The organism is Pedobacter sp. 10L46_2, from assembly GCF_056395165.1.
Map to the genome: position 1 here is coordinate 1 of NZ_JBFTIZ010000053.1, position 16,951 is coordinate 16,951.

At 43.0% G+C, this 16,951-nt stretch carries 10 protein-coding genes; 8 read left to right on the forward strand and 2 right to left on the reverse strand.

Annotated elements, in window-relative coordinates:
* On the forward strand, positions 1 to 1,437 hold a 1,437-nt coding region (locus tag AC1DDX_RS08245; protein WP_477621942.1), incomplete at its 5' end, for an outer membrane beta-barrel family protein.
* Positions 1,438 to 1,513: 76 nt separating this feature from the next.
* Here the strand turns inward: AC1DDX_RS08245 and AC1DDX_RS08250 are convergent.
* Positions 1,514 to 3,121, reverse strand: a complete 1,608-nt coding sequence (locus AC1DDX_RS08250; protein ID WP_337717773.1) for a discoidin domain-containing protein — start codon at positions 3,119 to 3,121, stop codon at positions 1,514 to 1,516.
* 305 nt (positions 3,122 to 3,426) lie between these two features.
* Between AC1DDX_RS08250 and AC1DDX_RS08255 the strand changes: the two genes are divergently transcribed.
* The 7 genes from AC1DDX_RS08255 (at position 3,427) to AC1DDX_RS08285 (ending at position 16,362) form a co-directional block, all read left to right on the forward strand.
* The gene (locus AC1DDX_RS08255) at positions 3,427 to 3,969 is read left to right on the forward strand and encodes an RNA polymerase sigma factor (protein ID WP_337717771.1); all 543 of its coding nucleotides are present in this window, start codon (positions 3,427 to 3,429) and stop codon (positions 3,967 to 3,969) included.
* A 43-nt stretch (positions 3,970 to 4,012) separates the two neighbouring features.
* Positions 4,013 to 5,137, forward strand: coding sequence for a FecR family protein (locus AC1DDX_RS08260; protein ID WP_337717769.1), 1,125 nt, complete (start codon positions 4,013 to 4,015; stop codon positions 5,135 to 5,137).
* Between the two features lie 75 nt (positions 5,138 to 5,212).
* On the forward strand, positions 5,213 to 8,545 hold the full coding sequence (locus AC1DDX_RS08265; RefSeq protein WP_337717766.1) for a TonB-dependent receptor: 3,333 nt from the start codon (positions 5,213 to 5,215) through the stop codon (positions 8,543 to 8,545).
* Positions 8,546 to 8,556: 11 nt separating this feature from the next.
* Positions 8,557 to 10,239: a RagB/SusD family nutrient uptake outer membrane protein gene (locus AC1DDX_RS08270; protein ID WP_337717764.1), complete on the forward strand. Its 1,683-nt coding sequence runs from the start codon at positions 8,557 to 8,559 to the stop codon at positions 10,237 to 10,239.
* A gap of 2 nt (positions 10,240 to 10,241) precedes the next feature.
* Positions 10,242 to 12,245: an FAD-dependent oxidoreductase gene (locus AC1DDX_RS08275; RefSeq protein WP_288883039.1), complete on the forward strand. Its 2,004-nt coding sequence runs from the start codon at positions 10,242 to 10,244 to the stop codon at positions 12,243 to 12,245.
* A gap of 114 nt (positions 12,246 to 12,359) precedes the next feature.
* Positions 12,360 to 15,659: a glycosyl hydrolase gene (locus AC1DDX_RS08280; protein WP_477621943.1), complete on the forward strand. Its 3,300-nt coding sequence runs from the start codon at positions 12,360 to 12,362 to the stop codon at positions 15,657 to 15,659.
* 91 nt (positions 15,660 to 15,750) lie between these two features.
* Positions 15,751 to 16,362 (forward strand): dihydrofolate reductase family protein, encoded by a 612-nt coding sequence (locus tag AC1DDX_RS08285; RefSeq protein WP_288883036.1) that lies wholly within the window; start codon positions 15,751 to 15,753, stop codon positions 16,360 to 16,362.
* 2 nt (positions 16,363 to 16,364) lie between these two features.
* Here AC1DDX_RS08285 and AC1DDX_RS08290 read toward each other — a convergent pair whose 3' ends face one another.
* A complete protein-coding gene (locus tag AC1DDX_RS08290; RefSeq protein ID WP_048905970.1) occupies positions 16,365 to 16,724 on the reverse strand; it encodes a hypothetical protein in 360 nt (119 codons plus the stop codon).
* Positions 16,725 to 16,951 lie beyond the last annotated feature (227 nt).

Consider the following 16,951-nt stretch of genomic DNA (forward strand, 5'->3'; position numbering starts at 1 on the left):
GTTAACGAACATGGAGGGATTAAAAATTTAATGATGAATGGCAATCGTGAATTGGACTCTATGGTAAACTCCAGTCATAGCGTAAACAACCTGTTCAGGAACGGTACGATGAATTTAAATATGCTGCACCAGTTCGATAGTACAGGAACCGAGCTCAGTATGGATGTCGATTACACACACTACAATTCCACCAACAACCAGCTTTTTGGCAACAATAGTTACAATGCCTCTGGTCAGGCATTGGGCTTAGAGCGCATCAGGGGGGATCTTCCAAGAACAATAGATATCTTTTCGGCCCGGGCGGATTATTCATTCTCATTAAAAAATAATTACAAACTCAGTGCGGGTCTAAAATCAAGCTTTATAAAAACAGATAATCAGGCCAACTACTTTTCTGGCGCTGCTGAACTGGAACAACCAGATTACAATAGAACAAACGCATTCCTATATCGAGAAAACATCAATGCCTTATATGTCGAGGGGTACCGTGAATTTGGTAAGCTTGGTGTTAAGGTGGGGCTTAGGACGGAACATACCAGTTCCAAAGGGCATCAGCTGGGGAACATACAAAAATCCGATTCATCCTTTGTAAGGAATTACTTCAATGCTTTTCCGTCATTCTTCCTTTCCTATAAGCCCGATTCTACAAACCAGAATCAGTTCTTTTTAAGCTATGGAAAACGCATCAACAGACCTGCTTATGATCAGCTGAATCCTTTTCTTATGGTAGTGCAAAAGTATAATCAGGAGTCTGGTAATCCATTTCTTAGTCCCGAGTTTACCAATAATATTCAGCTCACTCATGTATTTAAAGATAAACTGACCACCAACGTTTATTATTCATTTATGTCCAATACCAGCAGCCCTGTTATCAAAGCCATTAATGATGTATATATCAAGAGACCAGAAAACGTCGGATCTGTTATCATAACAGGATTAATGCTTTCGTATAATCAGGATATTTTCAAATGGTGGAATGCCGATTTTACGGTCAATCCTGAGCGGGTACATTTACAATCCGAGTTCAATGGGATTACTGTAGATACAGCTGTGGTTATGCAGTCGTTTAACTGGTATAACCGCTTTTCTTTAGGCAAAACCTGGAGTGCCGAACTTGCTTTTGACTGGGGAGGCCGAAATTATTCCAATCAGGTAACAACTTTTGGGCTAGCGGGCATTAGAGCAGGAGTTAAAAAGCAACTGTTTTCAGGTAATGGTTCAATAGGGGTTAATGGCAGCGATTTATTCTATTCAGCCATACGCAAAGGCAGTATCCATAATGTAGCTGGTTCCAGTGCTATATTTAGAAACAGGCAGGATACCAGAACAGTTATATTTTCTTTCAGTTATAGGATCAGCAAAAATGCCAAGAACAACAAGCGCTTAAGAGACCGTAATGGCGCCTGGGATGAACAGGACAGGATTAAAGGCTTGTAAGTCTGCGGCCTAAAATAACAAGGGGGTGTTCAAAAAGTATGAACGCCCCCTGTTACTATTAACTAACCTTCCCTAATTAGTACAATCCCAACTCGGCTAAAGCTGCAAACTGTAATCCGTCATGCGCAGAATTGGCGATGACCTTTATGTATTTGAAAGTCTTTGCACTTCCAAAATCAAAGTATTGAGGCCCGTCTGCGTTTGCGGCAACATAGTTGTTTACCGAAGTAAAATTAATGCCATCAGTGCTGGTCAGTACCTCGAAATTCTTAACCGCACGGCTCAAACCACTACGTTGAGTTAAACTAAGGCCGCTTGCAGTTTTAGAAGATCCCAGGTTGATCACCACATTATGAGGGTAGGAGGTTGCTGAACTTGACCAGCGCGAATGCCAGTAAGTACTTCCACTTCCATCAATCAGTGTACTGGCCCTGCCATTTACGGCACCCTCACCGCTTGTTTCCTCAGAACTGAATGAAGCAATGCTCCAGCCTGTTTTACTAAGCTCGTTTCTGGTACTGAAATTTAAAACAGGAATCCCACCTGCAAATGTATAGCTATAGATCTGTTGAGTAACAGTGCCATTGTCGTGTACCAGTTTAACTTTTAATTCATAAGGAATCCCATCTGCCTTTTCTACCAGATCGGCAATAGGCATCACTACCCTAAAGCTGTCGGTACCTATTTTTTTCGATTCCCAGCCGATGGCGTTGTAATCGTGGTTCACACCTGTACCCTCGTTGTTCACGTTAGGATCATTAAAATAGAGAATACTCGTTACATTGCCGGTCGACGTAAATTTACCTGATACTATAATCGAAGATTGGGCGCTGGAATAGCTTGCATGTATTTTATTGATACTCGATGTTACTGAGCCATAATATGTATTGCTATTGTTGTTAAATACCTGATTGGTATTTAAAACCGCCGCATCAACAGCAGTTAAAAAAGTAGGGCTTTTACCTAGGGTACCATTGCCCGCCCACATTAAAGCCATACCTAGCGTAGCATCTTCCGAAACCTTTTGCCTGTTATGTGGCAGGTTCAGTCCGTGGCCTAATTCATGAATCATACCGCCAAACCATACACTGAATCGATTGCCGACAGCGTCCGTTTTGCCAAGATTCTGGATATCCATTTCTTCATAGTCCAATGCATAACACCACCTGCCGGTACCATAAAAAGGACCCCCGTTAGGCGTGCCATTGGCACCAATGGAATATCTTGGTATAATGATTAGCGTATGGTCGCTTGTATTGTCGGCCGGGTGAGCAGCAAAGTAAGCATTCACTTCACTAGCTACCGCTCCCGAGCCACCTGAATATGGATAGCCGCTTTTAGGTAAGCTACCTCTTATCGTAATGATCTTTACGCCATCTGAACCGTCATTGGCAAGGCCGAAAGTTTTATAACCATAGCCATTACGGTTCATTTCCTGTTTGTACCATTCCTGGGTCCACAATAACAGGTCGCTCAATCTTTTTTGATAGCCGGCCAATGTATCCAGGTCGCTGGGTACAAAGTAAACGATGTTTACATTTCGGGTTTGGGTAATAATTTCAGCGGTGGAGTCATGAACCGACAAATTTTTTTCTTCTGATTGGATGTGTTCTGCCTTCTTACATGAAAATGTGAATAGAATACTGCAAAAAACGCACGCTAATAAAAGATTACTTTTTTTCATAAAATTTGGTTAAGGATGAATTGATATGAAAAAGTAATAAAGTATCCAGCAATGTTGTAAGTCAAGGTGTTACAACTGCTGCGCAAGCGTTTGATAAAGGCTTTAAAGCCAGATGTCTCAACAGAATGTCCCTGATTTGGTTGAAATTAAGTCCGGGAATTTCCAAATAACATTTCCCTGTTTGAAATTTCTTTGCAAAGAATTAACTAAAAACGCTTCTGCATACCGAAAATTTATGCAAACGTTTGTGTGAAATTTTGATATTATTCATTTGAACTTATATCTTTAGTTTACCTGAGTTCATAATGGAAGATGAAGACCAAATATTACTGGAACAACTTAAAGGCGGAGATTACACCGCTTATGAGCTGATTTTTAAGAAATATTATAAGGTTCTTTCCACTAAAGCATATTTTATGCTGGAGGATGATATGGAGGCCGAGGACCTGGTTCAGAACCTTTTCATCGCTATCTGGCAGAAAAAGCTTTTCCTGTCCATCAATACCTCAATAAAGGCTTATTTGCTACGCTCAGTTCACAATCGTTGCTTAACAGTTCTCAGAGATAAGAAGGTATCTGAGCGTAAGCTTAACGCGTATACAGAAGAACAAAGCTGGCAGGGAGAAGAGGATCAGGAAACAAATCAGGAAAACGATTACCAGGGAAAGTTTGATCTCATATTTGAACAACTGCCAACTCAGCGCCAAAAGGCATTTAAGCTGGTATATCTGGAAGATAAAAAATATAAGGAAGCAGCAGAGGAAATGGGCCTCTCTGTAAACTCCATAAAAACCCATTTAAAACTGGCTGTAAAGGCCCTGCAGAAAAAACTCATTAATTTTAAATGAAATATTCACCTGATAATCGCTTAATTGCGTCTAATGTGTAGTAATGGAGTATAACGAGGAATATATACAAGGTCTTTTATTTGAAAAGATAGCTGGAACGATCAGTGAACAGGATAACCTTGTTGCGGAGCATGCCATTGCAAGCCACGCCGAAGTGCGAAAGTTCTGGGAGGTATTGAAAGCTAAAATGGGAAGCCCCAAAGCAGCAGCATTCCTGTCCGGACTCAATCCTGATCAGGCCTGGGAAAAGACAAGCGAAAGCCTACACCAGCAACCTGGTTCATTTTTCAGCAGAAACAGATGGGCCTTAAGTGGTATTGCTGCAATGCTGGCCATTACCCTTCCACTTGCATGGTATTTTAACTCCACCAATCAAACCCAAACATCACTTCAGAACCAGGCATTTAAAGAAGTATACCTTAAAACGGATCAGGGAAAAGCGGTCGATCTTTCCAACAATAAGCAGATTAAATTAGGCCAAACCCAAATCAATACCAAACAAAAGGAGCTAAGCTATAACGCCGGTAATGCCGATAGTCAGGAATGGGCGACACTATTTGTTCCGGTTACTAAAGACTATAAAATTAAACTGTCAGATGGTACCACAGTGTGGATGAACGCTGCATCCAGTCTGCGTTTCCCTTTCCAGTTCGGAAAACAAACAAGAGAGGTTTATTTAACCGGAGAGGCCTATTTCGAAGTGGCAAAGAACCCTCAACAAGAATTTATAGTACATACTTCTTATGCTGATGTGCATGTGCATGGAACTTCTTTTAATGTAAATGCATATACCGCTCAAAATTTCACTGCAGCGCTAGTGGAGGGGGCTGTGTCGGCTAAAAAAGATAACCAGGTTATTAAATTAAAACCTGGAGAGGAAGCCGTAATCGGAAAAGAGCATCTGGAGGTCAAAACATTTGATGCGCAAGAAGTACTTTCCTGGCGAAACGGTACTTATTCCTTCCATAACCAACCACTATCCCAGATCTCGCAGGTCTTAAATCGCTGGTTTGATGTAAAAATTGCCTGGCAAACACCAGCAGTTTCCCAGCAGACCTTTACTGGCGAAATTGACAAAAACCTGCCCCTGGATGTAGTAATCAGTAATTTGAAACTTACTTCAGGTATGCAAGCCGAGCTAAAAAATGGAATATTGACCTTTAGGTAATATTTTTTAAAACACCATTCACCCATTCGGGTAAAAGCTGCGTCTTAGAGCAAACCTTATATAAACTTTAAATGTATGCTTAAAAAACTAACCCGATTAGGCCGGCTATCTTTGCCGGTTATTTTGATCTTGTTTATTTTATTGCCAGTTCGTGCAAATACGCAAGGCATCAGCAAGATCAGCCTCAAAGGCAAGAACATTACCATTGCCACATTATTTAAAACCATTAAAAAACAAACTGGTTTAACCGTATTCTACAGTAATAAACTGTTGGACGATACCGAAAAAATCACTGTCGACTTTAATCAGACCGAACTGGCAGAAGTATTAAACTCCACGCTTAAAAGCAAAGGGCTTAGCTGGGTAGTTAAAGAAAAGTACATTGTACTGCAAAAAGCGGTCGCACCAGCTGTTCCTGTCGATAATAAAGCAGACCAGGGCGCGGTGAACAATGCACGTCAAAAAATCGGAGGAACGGTAACCGATGCTTCGGGAATGGCAATGCCGGGAGTAGGCGTAAAAATTAAAGAAACCAATGCCGGAACTGTTACTGATCAGAATGGGCGTTATTCAATTGAAGCTAATAGCGGAAACACCTTACTGTTTTCCTACGTTGGTTATACTTCACAGGAAATTCTTGTGGGTAATCAGACCAGTATCAATGTAAAACTGCAGACCGACGATACTGATTTGACAGAAGTTGTGGTGGTTGGTTATGGAACACAGAAAAAAGTGAACTTAACAGGCGCAGTTTCTATGGTTACCGGAAAGGATCTTGCTGCACGTCCGATGGGACAAACCTCAGCTGCGCTGCAAGGGATGGCGCCTGGCGTTACCATCAGGCAAAGTTCCGGAAGGCCAGGTGGCGATGGTGGACAAATTCGTGTCCGCGGCATAGGTACTATGGGCGATCCCAATCCACTAGTAATGATCGATGGAATCGAAGGTTCGATCAATAATATAGATCCCAATTTAATCGAATCCATTTCTATTCTTAAAGACGCTGCATCATCGTCAATTTATGGTTCCAGAGCGGCGAATGGAGTGGTTTTAGTCACAACCAAGCGGGCAAATGCCGATCAGATCAGCATCTCTTACAACAATTATATTGGCTGGCAAGATGCAACAAATTTGCCGAAGCTGGTAAATGCCCTCGATTATATGCTGTTAATTAACGAAGCATATGCTAATACCGGCCGTACCCCTCTTTATTCAGATGCGCTAATCCAAAAGTATAGAGAACAAAATGGTGTCAGTTCTGATCTATATCCTAATACGGATTGGCAAAAAGAAACATTAACAGGTTCCGGATTACAACAAAGTCATTTTCTAACCATACAGGGCGGTACGCAAAAGGTAAAGCTATTGGGATCTTTCGGGCTTCTCGATCAGAAAGGTATCATTGAAAATTCAGGTTTCAAACGTTATACCATACGCAACAACGCTGACATCACTTTTTCTGATAAACTGAAAGCCAGAGTGGATCTTCAATTCGTAAATGCTATCACTACCGAACCTGCGGCAACCTCGGACCCTAATGCTTCTGCCTCAGGCGAGATATTCCAGTGGATGAACGGAATTCCAGCAAATCAGATTGGCATTACTGAAAATGGCCAGTGGGGAGTGGGATGGAACGGTGTCAACCCCATATCGGCAACCAGAGATGGGGGGACAAACAGGCAGAGAGCACCATTTGGTAGTATCAATGCCACTTTAAATTATAAACCTGTAGAGTGGTTGGAGGCAGAGGCAGCTTATTCACCAAAATACGCACTTTCATCTGTCAAAAATTTCAGGAAAGCGATCCAGTCATATTTACCCAATGGCACACGTAGTTTCCTTACCCCCGCCTTAACCTCACTAACACAAAAGCAGGACCAATCATTTTTTAACAACATGAGGGCTACCATCACAGCAAGCAAGAATTTTGGTGATCACGACCTGAAATTTTTAGTCGGTGGGTCTCGGGAAGATTTTTATACCGAATCACTAAATGGTTTCCGCGATACTTATATACTTCCCCAATACCCGGTACTTAACAGCGGCTCGGCTTTAAATCAAACCGCAACCGGAGCTGCCGAAGAATGGGCACTGCAATCATTATTCAGCAGATTGAATTATACTTACAAAGGAAAATACCTGTTCGAGATCAATGCACGCTATGATGGTTCCTCTCGCTTTTCAACAGGCAACAAATATGGTTTCTTTCCATCTGCGTCAGCAGGATGGAGAATTTCGGAAGAGAACTTCTTCGGCGGACTAAAGAATACCATTAACGAAGCCAAACTCAGGCTTTCCTGGGGTAGGCTTGGTAATCAACTCATTGGTACCTATCCGTTCACCACCGCACTGGCATTGGAATCTACTGCTTTAGGCAAGCAGATCGTAAATACGGCAACCTTGAATGCCATGGCCAATAAAAATATTTCCTGGGAATCCACCGAAGAAAAGAACATTGGTATAGATCTGACCCTTTTTAGCAGACTGAACGTTACAGCTGATTATTACCAAAGGCGTACAAGAGATATTCTCCTGTCACTCGATATTCCCTTGATTATTGGCTTAGATGCTCCTTTTCAAAATGCAGGAATTGTTGATAACAAAGGCTGGGAGTTGGGTGTAAACTACAAGGGGAACGTCAAAGATTTCAACTATAATGTGAGTTTTAATCTGTCTGATGTGAAAAATACCGTGATCGATATGAAAGGCATCAATCAGGCTGCCAGGCTCCAGGTAAATCGAGAAGGTTATTCAATTGGTTCACTTTTTGGCTACGAAGCACAAGGTTTTTTTTCATCTGATGCGGAGGTGGCTGCTCACGCTAAACAGTTCGGTACGGTTAAGGCGGGTGACATCAAATATAAAGATCAAAATGGCGACGGCCTGATTACCGAAAGTGATAAGATCATCATAGGTAGTGTTATTCCCAGATTCACTTTTGCTTCCAATATTGGTGCATCCTACAAAGGCATCGATTTTTCGATGTTGATACAAGGCGTAGGTAAAGCCAATGGTTATGTGAACGGGCCTGGCGTTTTGCCCTTTAATGTAGGTGGAGCGCTTGGGGGAACGATTCGAGAGGAAAATAAAGATCGCTGGTCGCCGGAGAACCCAGGCGCTAAATATCCAAGACTCGCTTTTGGTGAATCGAACAATGAGCAGGCTTCCAGTTTCTGGATGAGGGATGCGTCTTATTTACGTGTAAAAAATATCCAGATCGGTTACACCCTGCCAGCTAATGTTATCAAAAAACTGAGTATAAACCGCCTCAGGGTATTTGCAAATGGTTCAAATGTGGCCTCGTTCGATCGCTTTCTTAACGGATACGATGTAGAAGCACCAATTGGTTCAGGAAGTGTCTATCCCCAGGTTAAACTATACAGCTTTGGTTTAGAAGCTACATTTTAAATACGAAACAGATGAAAACAAATATATACCTAATTATGTTAGCTGTTGTTTTGGTAACAGTTACACCATCATGTCAAAAGGGATACCTGGATAAAAGTCCCTTGTCAGGTCCATCAGATGAAACTTTTTTCGCCAACCAGGATGAACTTATTCTCGCTGTTAATGGTTTGTATAAATATGCAGCTTATGCTCCACTTGATGGGATGCCACTTAACCTCAGTATCGATGATGGAACAGATATCGGTTGGGACCGCAACAATAGTGCCTTACAGAGTATTGGAAAAGGTAACCAGGACAGTAACAATACTTATGCCTTAGAAATATGGAAACAAGCCTATAGAGTAATCGCTAAGTGTAATTTTATTCTGGATAATCTTGATAAAGTAAAAGACAAAACTACTCCGGCTATATTTAACCGGTCAAAAGCTGAAGCCCGTTTTATCCGCGCGTATACTTATCAGTACCTTATTGATTACTTTGGTGGTGTACCATTGGTTACTAAAATGTTAACCCTCGAAGAATCCCAGATCCCAAAAACGGCTAAAGCTGAACTGGCAGATTTTATTATCAAAGAGCTGACCGAAGCCGCCCTGGATTTGCCAAATAGTTATACAGGCGCCGATGTTGGTCGTGCTACAAAAGGGGCAGCACTATCCATTAAAGCCCGAACTGCACTAAATAATAGCAAATGGCAGGATGCTGCCGACGCTGCCAAAGCGGTAATGGACCTAAAGACCTATACACTGCACAACGATTTTGGGGCTTTGTTTAGTTATGCGGGACAAAATTCCAACGAGATCATCTGGGCATTTCAATACCTTCGTGCGTCAAAGACCAAAACTCATGCTACTCCAACTGCACTTCTGTCCAGGAATGGACAAGGTTTCTCAAACAAAGTACCCTCACAATCCCTGGTAGATGCGTATCCATGTACCGATGGATTGAATATTGATGAATCACCACTTTTTGATCCTAAGGTTCCGTACAAGAACCGCGATCCCAGACTTGGTTTTACCATCGCATTGCCCGGATCAATATATTTCAATTACCAATTCGAAACGCATAGAGACAGTTTAAAATGCTGGAATTACGATACCACACCAGCAACACGGGTCGATAATCAGGAAGCCATCAATGCCTTCGCAACCTTTACCGGCTATTGCTGGCGAAAATATGTAGACCTGGCTGATAAACCAGATCGTTCAAATTCAGAACTCAACGTAATCCAGATACGCTATGCCGAAATCCTGTTGATTTATGCCGAAGCTAAAAACGAGCTCAATCAGTTAGATCAATCTGCTTATGACGCCATTAATCTGGTAAGACAACGCCCTAGTGTAAACATGCCAGCCATTGCATCGGGTAAATCACAAACCGAGTTTCGCAGTCTGGTGCACAAAGAACGACTTTATGAGTTAGCAATGGAAGGTTTCAGACAAACTGACCTGCGCAGATGGAATATCGCTGAGAAAGCCATGACCGGAAACTTCTACGGAAGGGTGCAAAGAGGTCTGGTTGCAGCGGCGCCACAAATAGATGAGAATGGTTTAGCAGATTACACAAATGTACCTAACCGTGCCGATTTGAGGGTAATAGAAATACGCACCTTCAATAAAAATAGAGATTACCTATGGCCAATCCCTAATATAGAGGTGGTTACCAATTCTAAATTAATTCAAAACCCTAATTACTAGTTATGAAAAATCTTTTTCTTTACCTGCTGATACCCGTCCTGACCGTCGCCTCGCTGAAGCCTGCACTAGCGCAGCAACCTGCAAAAACAGATTATGACATCTGTATCTATGGAGGAACGTCCTCTGGTGTAATTGCTGCTTATACAGCCGCAAAGCTTGGCAAAACGGTACTTTTAATAGAGCCCGGAAAACACCTGGGCGGGATGAGCTCCGGTGGCCTTGGCCTTACTGATATCGGTAATAAATATGCCATCAGCGGCTTAGCGCTCGATTTCTATAGGAGAATAGGGCAGCACTATGGTAAATTTGAACAATGGGTATTTGAACCTCATGTTGCCGAAAACCTGTTTCAAGATTATATTAAAAGAGCCAAAGTTGAGGTGCTATACCAAAATCGCCTGACAACGGTTGCCAAAACCGGAAACATCATCAGCGAAATCACGCTCGAGAGTTCAACCAAAACAGCGCCAGACAATAAGGTTAAAGCCAAAATGTTTATCGATTGTTCTTATGAAGGTGATTTGATGGCAAAGGCAGGTGTGTCCTATACGGTGGGGAGAGAAGCAAATGATTTGTACAAAGAAACCTTTAATGGCGTTCAGTTCATGAAAGGACATCAGATGCTGGATGGGATAGATCCCTACAAAACTCCGGGTGATGCTTCAAGCGGATTGGTTTGGGGAATTAATCCGGGTGTGCTTGAAAAAGATGGAACAGGAGATAAAAAAGTTCAGGCTTATAACTTTAGAATCTGCTTAACTAAAAATAAGGATAACCAGATTCCAATTACCAAACCGGAAAACTATCAGCCAGAGAAATACGAATTGCTGATCAGGCAAATGGAAAAACGACCATGGAAATCCCTGCAAGATGGCTTTATCTGGAGTGGCATGCCCAATGAAAAAACCGATATCAACAACAGAAATGGTTTCTCTACTGATATGATAGGTATGAACTGGGAATATCCAGATGCGGACTATCAGAAAAGGGCCGAAATATGGAAGGCGCACGTTGATTATACCAAAGGCCTGCTCTATTTTGTAGGTAATGATCCCCGTGTTCCTGAACACATCAGGACTGAGCTTAACCTATGGGGATATCCTAAAGATGAGTATACTGATATGGGAAACTGGTCGCACCAGCTTTACATCAGAGAAGCCAGAAGGATGGTCGGAGAGTTGGTCATGACCCAGCACCATTGTCAGGGAAAGGAAATTGTTAAAGATGGGGTAGGAATGGCTGCTTATGGCATGGACTCTCACAATTGCGACAGACAGGTAATCAACGGCATGGTAAAAAACGAAGGCAATGTGGAAGAGCACGGCTTCGGACCCTATCCAATTTCTTACCGTGCAATTATCCCTAAAGAAAGCGAAGTGGGCAACCTTCTGATTCCGGTTTGCCTTTCTGCAAGTCATATTGCCTACGGTTCTATCCGCATGGAGCCTGTGTTTATGGTACTTGGACAATCTGCTGCGGTAGCTGCGGCAAAAGCTATAGACAATAAGCAGACCGTACAGAAAGTAGATGTTTCACAGATCCAGGCTCAGCTAAAAAGAAATCCACTGGAAGATGGCAGTGCACCTGAAATTCTGGTAGACAACAGTGACGCAAGCAAAGTCGTGAAAAAAGGAGACTGGACTGTTAATACGCACGGTGGTTATGGACCTGATTATTTTCTTGCAGACTCTACTTCTTCAAGTCCAAAATCAATCAGATACAAGCCAGAGATTTCTAAAAAAGGAAAGTACGAACTGTATACTTATTATCCGAAATTAAAAAATGCTGCTGCGGTTACTGTCATCAACGTTCATGATGGCACTAGCACCAAGGAGGTTTTGATAAAAGATGCAGAGGTTAAAGTAGTGGGCCAAACCTCAGGTGAATGGGTTAGTTTAGGTACATACTCCTTAAGCTCTGGTAATAAGGCCTATGTAGAGATCTCAGCAAAAGGATCAGAAGGCGCTGTAGTAGCAGATGCGTTGCTGCTTGTGCCTGTAAAGTGAAGTATAAAGCAGGGTGTAGCCTAAAATAGGCTTCACCCTGCTTTATTACGCTTACCGACAGTGCATGATGGTTATCAGGTAAATGTTCCCTAACTTGGTTTTGATTTAAACCAAATGTATAACAGACCAATCCTGACCACACAAAACGTGAAATATATTCTAGGAATCCTTCTTTCCATTACTTATTCAATTTCTGCAACCGCTCAATTGGCAAAGGTGCCCTTCGTGCCTTCACAACAAGAGATCAACCGTCCATTTGGCAAGCAAGATGAGTCCTCTTTTCTCAAACCCTCAAAAGTTTACTACCCAGAAACCTGGTTCCATTACATTGGCGGTAACGTATCAAAAGAAGGAATCACCAGGGATCTGGAAGCAATAGCAAGGTCCGGTATTTCCGGGATCCAGTTATTTCACGGGCAGTTTGGTGGTCAATGGCCAGGCGTTAGCCCACAAATTACCAGTCTTAGTGCCCATTGGGACGATGCAGTAAAGCATACCGCTCAGGAATGCCGCCGTTTGGGACTCAGGTTTTCTATGAACAACTGTCCGGGATGGGCCACTTCCGGAGGTCCATGGATTACACCTGCCAATGCAATGCGGAACCTGATCTGGAACCGAACTGATGTAGTTGGCGGCAAAACCATCAATCAGGTATTGCCAATACCAGAGCCAAGTACCGAGGAGTGGAGAGATTATAAAGACATTACCGTACTTGCTTTCCCAACACCTGTTGGAGATACCGGAAAGCCACTTATACCTCAATCTGTTAACAGCAATACCAGCTTTAAATGGGAACCCTATTTTGCGGGAGAAGCCAAAGATCCTATCCGCCTGGCACCGGCAGCACCTGCCAAACCTTATTGGGTAGAGGTCGAATTTCCAGATGCCACTGCACTTCGCAGTGTAGAATTTTCATGTGTTCAGGCCTTTAATCATGGTCAATCTTACGAGCCGGGGGTAGCAATAGCGATACAGGGAATTTTGGCCGACGGTAAAATAAAAGACATCCTGCGTGCAGAAATGCCACAGGCAAACTGGCAGGACGACCGCCCAATTACCTTCGCTTGCTCAGAACTTGCCGGCGTAAAAAAATACCGCATTTCTATTTCCAATAAATACGACATGGCGCTTAGTTCCCTTCGTCTGTTTTCTGCCGCACGCAAAAACAGCTGGGAATCGGAAGCCGCCTGGACATTAAGGAGCCTTGACCGTGCTGGTCAGAACCCTAAACAATCACCAGAAGCATTTGTTAAGCCCGATCAGATCCTTGATATTTCGGATAAGATGGCTGCCGACGGAAACTTAAACTGGCAGGCACCCAAAGGCAATTGGACAATCCTGCGCCTGGGTCATGTTAATTCCGGAAAGAGAAATGGACCGGCACCTGCCGAAGGAACCGGATGGGAAGCAAACAAGTTTTCCAAATCAGGCGCTGATGCACATTTTGCAGGTTACATAGGCCGACTTTCGGGCGCAAATGGACCACTCGCCGGAGGGCTGCTAAATGGTATGCTCATCGATAGCTGGGAATGTCATACTCAGAGCTGGACCCAGGATATGGAACCCGAATTTAAACGTGTTTCCAGTTATCAGCTTCGCAAATGGCTGCCTGCTTTATTTGGCTATGTGATTAAAGATCATGAAACCACTGCACGCTTTTTGACCGACTGGCGCAAAACCCTTAATGACCTGTTAACCAATAATTATTATGGTCGCATGTCCTCGCTGGCAAAAGAAAATGGATTATCCGTAACCTACGAAACCGGCCCCGGAGATGTAGTACCTGCCGATATCATGGAGTATTTCAAATTTGCAGATGTACCTATGTGCGAGTTCTGGCAACCCATGAGCGATGGATTTGTCGGCTCTATCAACTTCAAGCCAATCAAGCCAACGGCTTCTGCGGCAAGGATGTATGGGAAACCACGTGTAGCGGCAGAGTCGTTTACAAACATATCACTCAGCTGGGACGAACATCTGGATATGCTCAAAGAGGTCGCCAACATAAACAGTGTGCAAGGGGTTAGCCATTATGTATTTCATACTTACACACATAACCCACAAACTCCTTTTCTGGCTCCTGGCAGTTCATTTGGAGCAGGAATTGGTACGCCATTCTTAAGGGGACAAACCTGGTGGCAATATATGCCTGATTTCACAGATTACTTATCGAGGTGCACATATATGCTCGAAAGAGGCAAGCCAGTGTCTGATGTGCTGTGGTATCTTGGAGATGAAACCAATCATAAACCGGATCAGAATGCGGCTTTCCCGGAAGGATACAAATACGATTATTGTAACCCCGATGTGTTGTTGAACCGACTGAAAGTAGAAAATGGGATGGTAGTAACTCCGGAAGGCATTCGCTACCGGGTATTGTGGTTGCCGGATGCGCCACGTATGTTGCCTCAAACACTGGAAAAAATACAGTCGCTTGTACGTAATGGCGCAACGGTTGTGGGTAATGCACCTGAAGGACTTGCTACACTAACCSGTGGGGATGCAGCAAAACAACGTTTTAATGCTGCGGTAAAGGATCTGTGGGGTGGAGCTGGCAAAGGTTTAAGAAAGGTTGGTAAGGGACATGTTATTTCAGACATGACGATCGATCAGGCATTGATCACATTAAAGATCGCACCCGATGTAACCGGAGGGGATGCCTTATGGGCACACCGGAGTATCGAGGGGGCAGACTGGTATTTCGTGACTGCGCCAAAAGGCAAGGGATTTAGTGGTGAATTGAGTTTCCGGGCAAAAGGAGAGGTAGAACTGTGGGATCCGGTTACCGGCACTTCCAAACCTGCCGAAAGCCAGCCTAATGCTGATCGCACAACTGTTAAACTTAATCTGGCACAGGGAGGTTCATGCTTTGTGGTTTTCAGGAAAAAAGAAAGCACAGGAGTCGCAGTTAAATTTAAAGCAACCGAAGCAGTGGCTACCCTGCCGATCTCAGGATTATGGAAGCTCGCCTTCCCTACAGGATGGGGTGCTCCTGAAGCGCTTGAGATAACTGAACTAAAGCCTTGGAAGGACCTTGATATTTCAGCAGAAGGAAAAGCATTTTCGGGAACAGCAACCTATACAACCACATTCAATATAGATAAAACAGCACCTGACCTGGAGTATGTCCTCGATTTAGGGAAAGTTGATATGGCTGCGGTTGTAAGCTTAAATGGTAAAGAAGTTGGCAAATTATGGGCCGCACCGTATCGAATCAATTTAAAGGATTTCATTAAACAGGGACAAAATACGCTGAGTGTGCAGGTAACGAGCACCTGGTTCAATCGTCTGGCTTTTGATGCAGGGCAACCTGAAGACAAGCGTAAAACGTGGACTATAGCAGGGCCGGGCAAAGGTTCGGCTTTACGTGTATCGGGTCTACTGGGGCCTGTAAAACTTGATGTCCAAAAGTAAATTGTCACAAACACCCCTGTATTTTGTCCTTATCGTCCCTTATTGGCAATGACTATTCGCGTTAACTTTGTTTTAATCAAATGTGGATACCATGAGGAAAATAATTGCTTGTCTGTTTTTAACAATGGACGGGGTGATCCAATCACCAGGAAGTAGGGATGAAGATCCTAAGAATAACTTTAAATGGGGAGGATGGTCATTCCCTCACTGGGATGATATTATGAACCAGTCAATGGCTAAAATCACCGCTGAGCCTTATGATTTGCTATTGGGAAGACGTACATATGAAATTTTTGCTGCGTTTTGGCCACATCAACAAAATGATCCTACTTCTGAAACGTTTAACAAGGTTGAGAAATATGTAGTGGCTACCACTAAAGTGGACACCTCCTGGGTAAACACTTCTCTTATTACAGGTAATGTAGTACAGGAACTGGAAAAACTCAAAGCATCAGATGGCCCTGATTTGCTGATTTATGGAAGTGCCGGCCTGTGTCAGACTTTATTTGAACACCATCTGATTGATGTGCTGCATACCTGGACATTTCCTGTTACCTTAGGTAGCGGTCAGCGGCTTTTTGAAGAGGGTACGCAGCCAGAGCAGTGGAAGCTTGCAGATGCTATTGTGTCTTCTACGGGCGTCATCATGGCAAACTATTCTCCTGATGGGGATGTAAAAACAGGTTCTATGTCCGGTGGTTAGTGCTACAGCATATTGCCGTTAGCCACTAACTTGTATTTTAACGCGCCTTCAGCATACAGGTAGTATCCATCTTTTGCGCGCACTGTTTCAAATTCTCCAAAGGGTAATTTCAGATGCTTATTGTTAGCAGAATAACCTCCGGTAATAACATTGGCGGTCCATTTCTTTGAATCCTTAAATTCATAGATTTCAACTTTATCTGCACTAAATTGGCAAATCGTTTCCATATATTCATCATTGCCGATGGCAAGCCTAATCAAACGGAATTGTTTTCCTTCTAAAGAAACAGGGATGGGCTTGATACATCCTGCCAAAAAAATGCTGCAGAATGCAAAGTAGAGGAGCGTTTTTCTAAATGGCATAATACTAATGTACCAAATTATTAATCTTCTTAACAAAAGTTATTAGCCGCATATTTCGCGGTGATTGACTAAGCTAATTGCCGCAAATCTTACCGTCGCTAGAAAATTACTTTAAAACTGGTATATTAGAGATATGGGATACGCTCTACTATTTTTAATCCTGATTGGTTACATGATTTATGGCATTGTTAGTGTAATTAAGAACAAACAATTGAACCGTGCTGTAA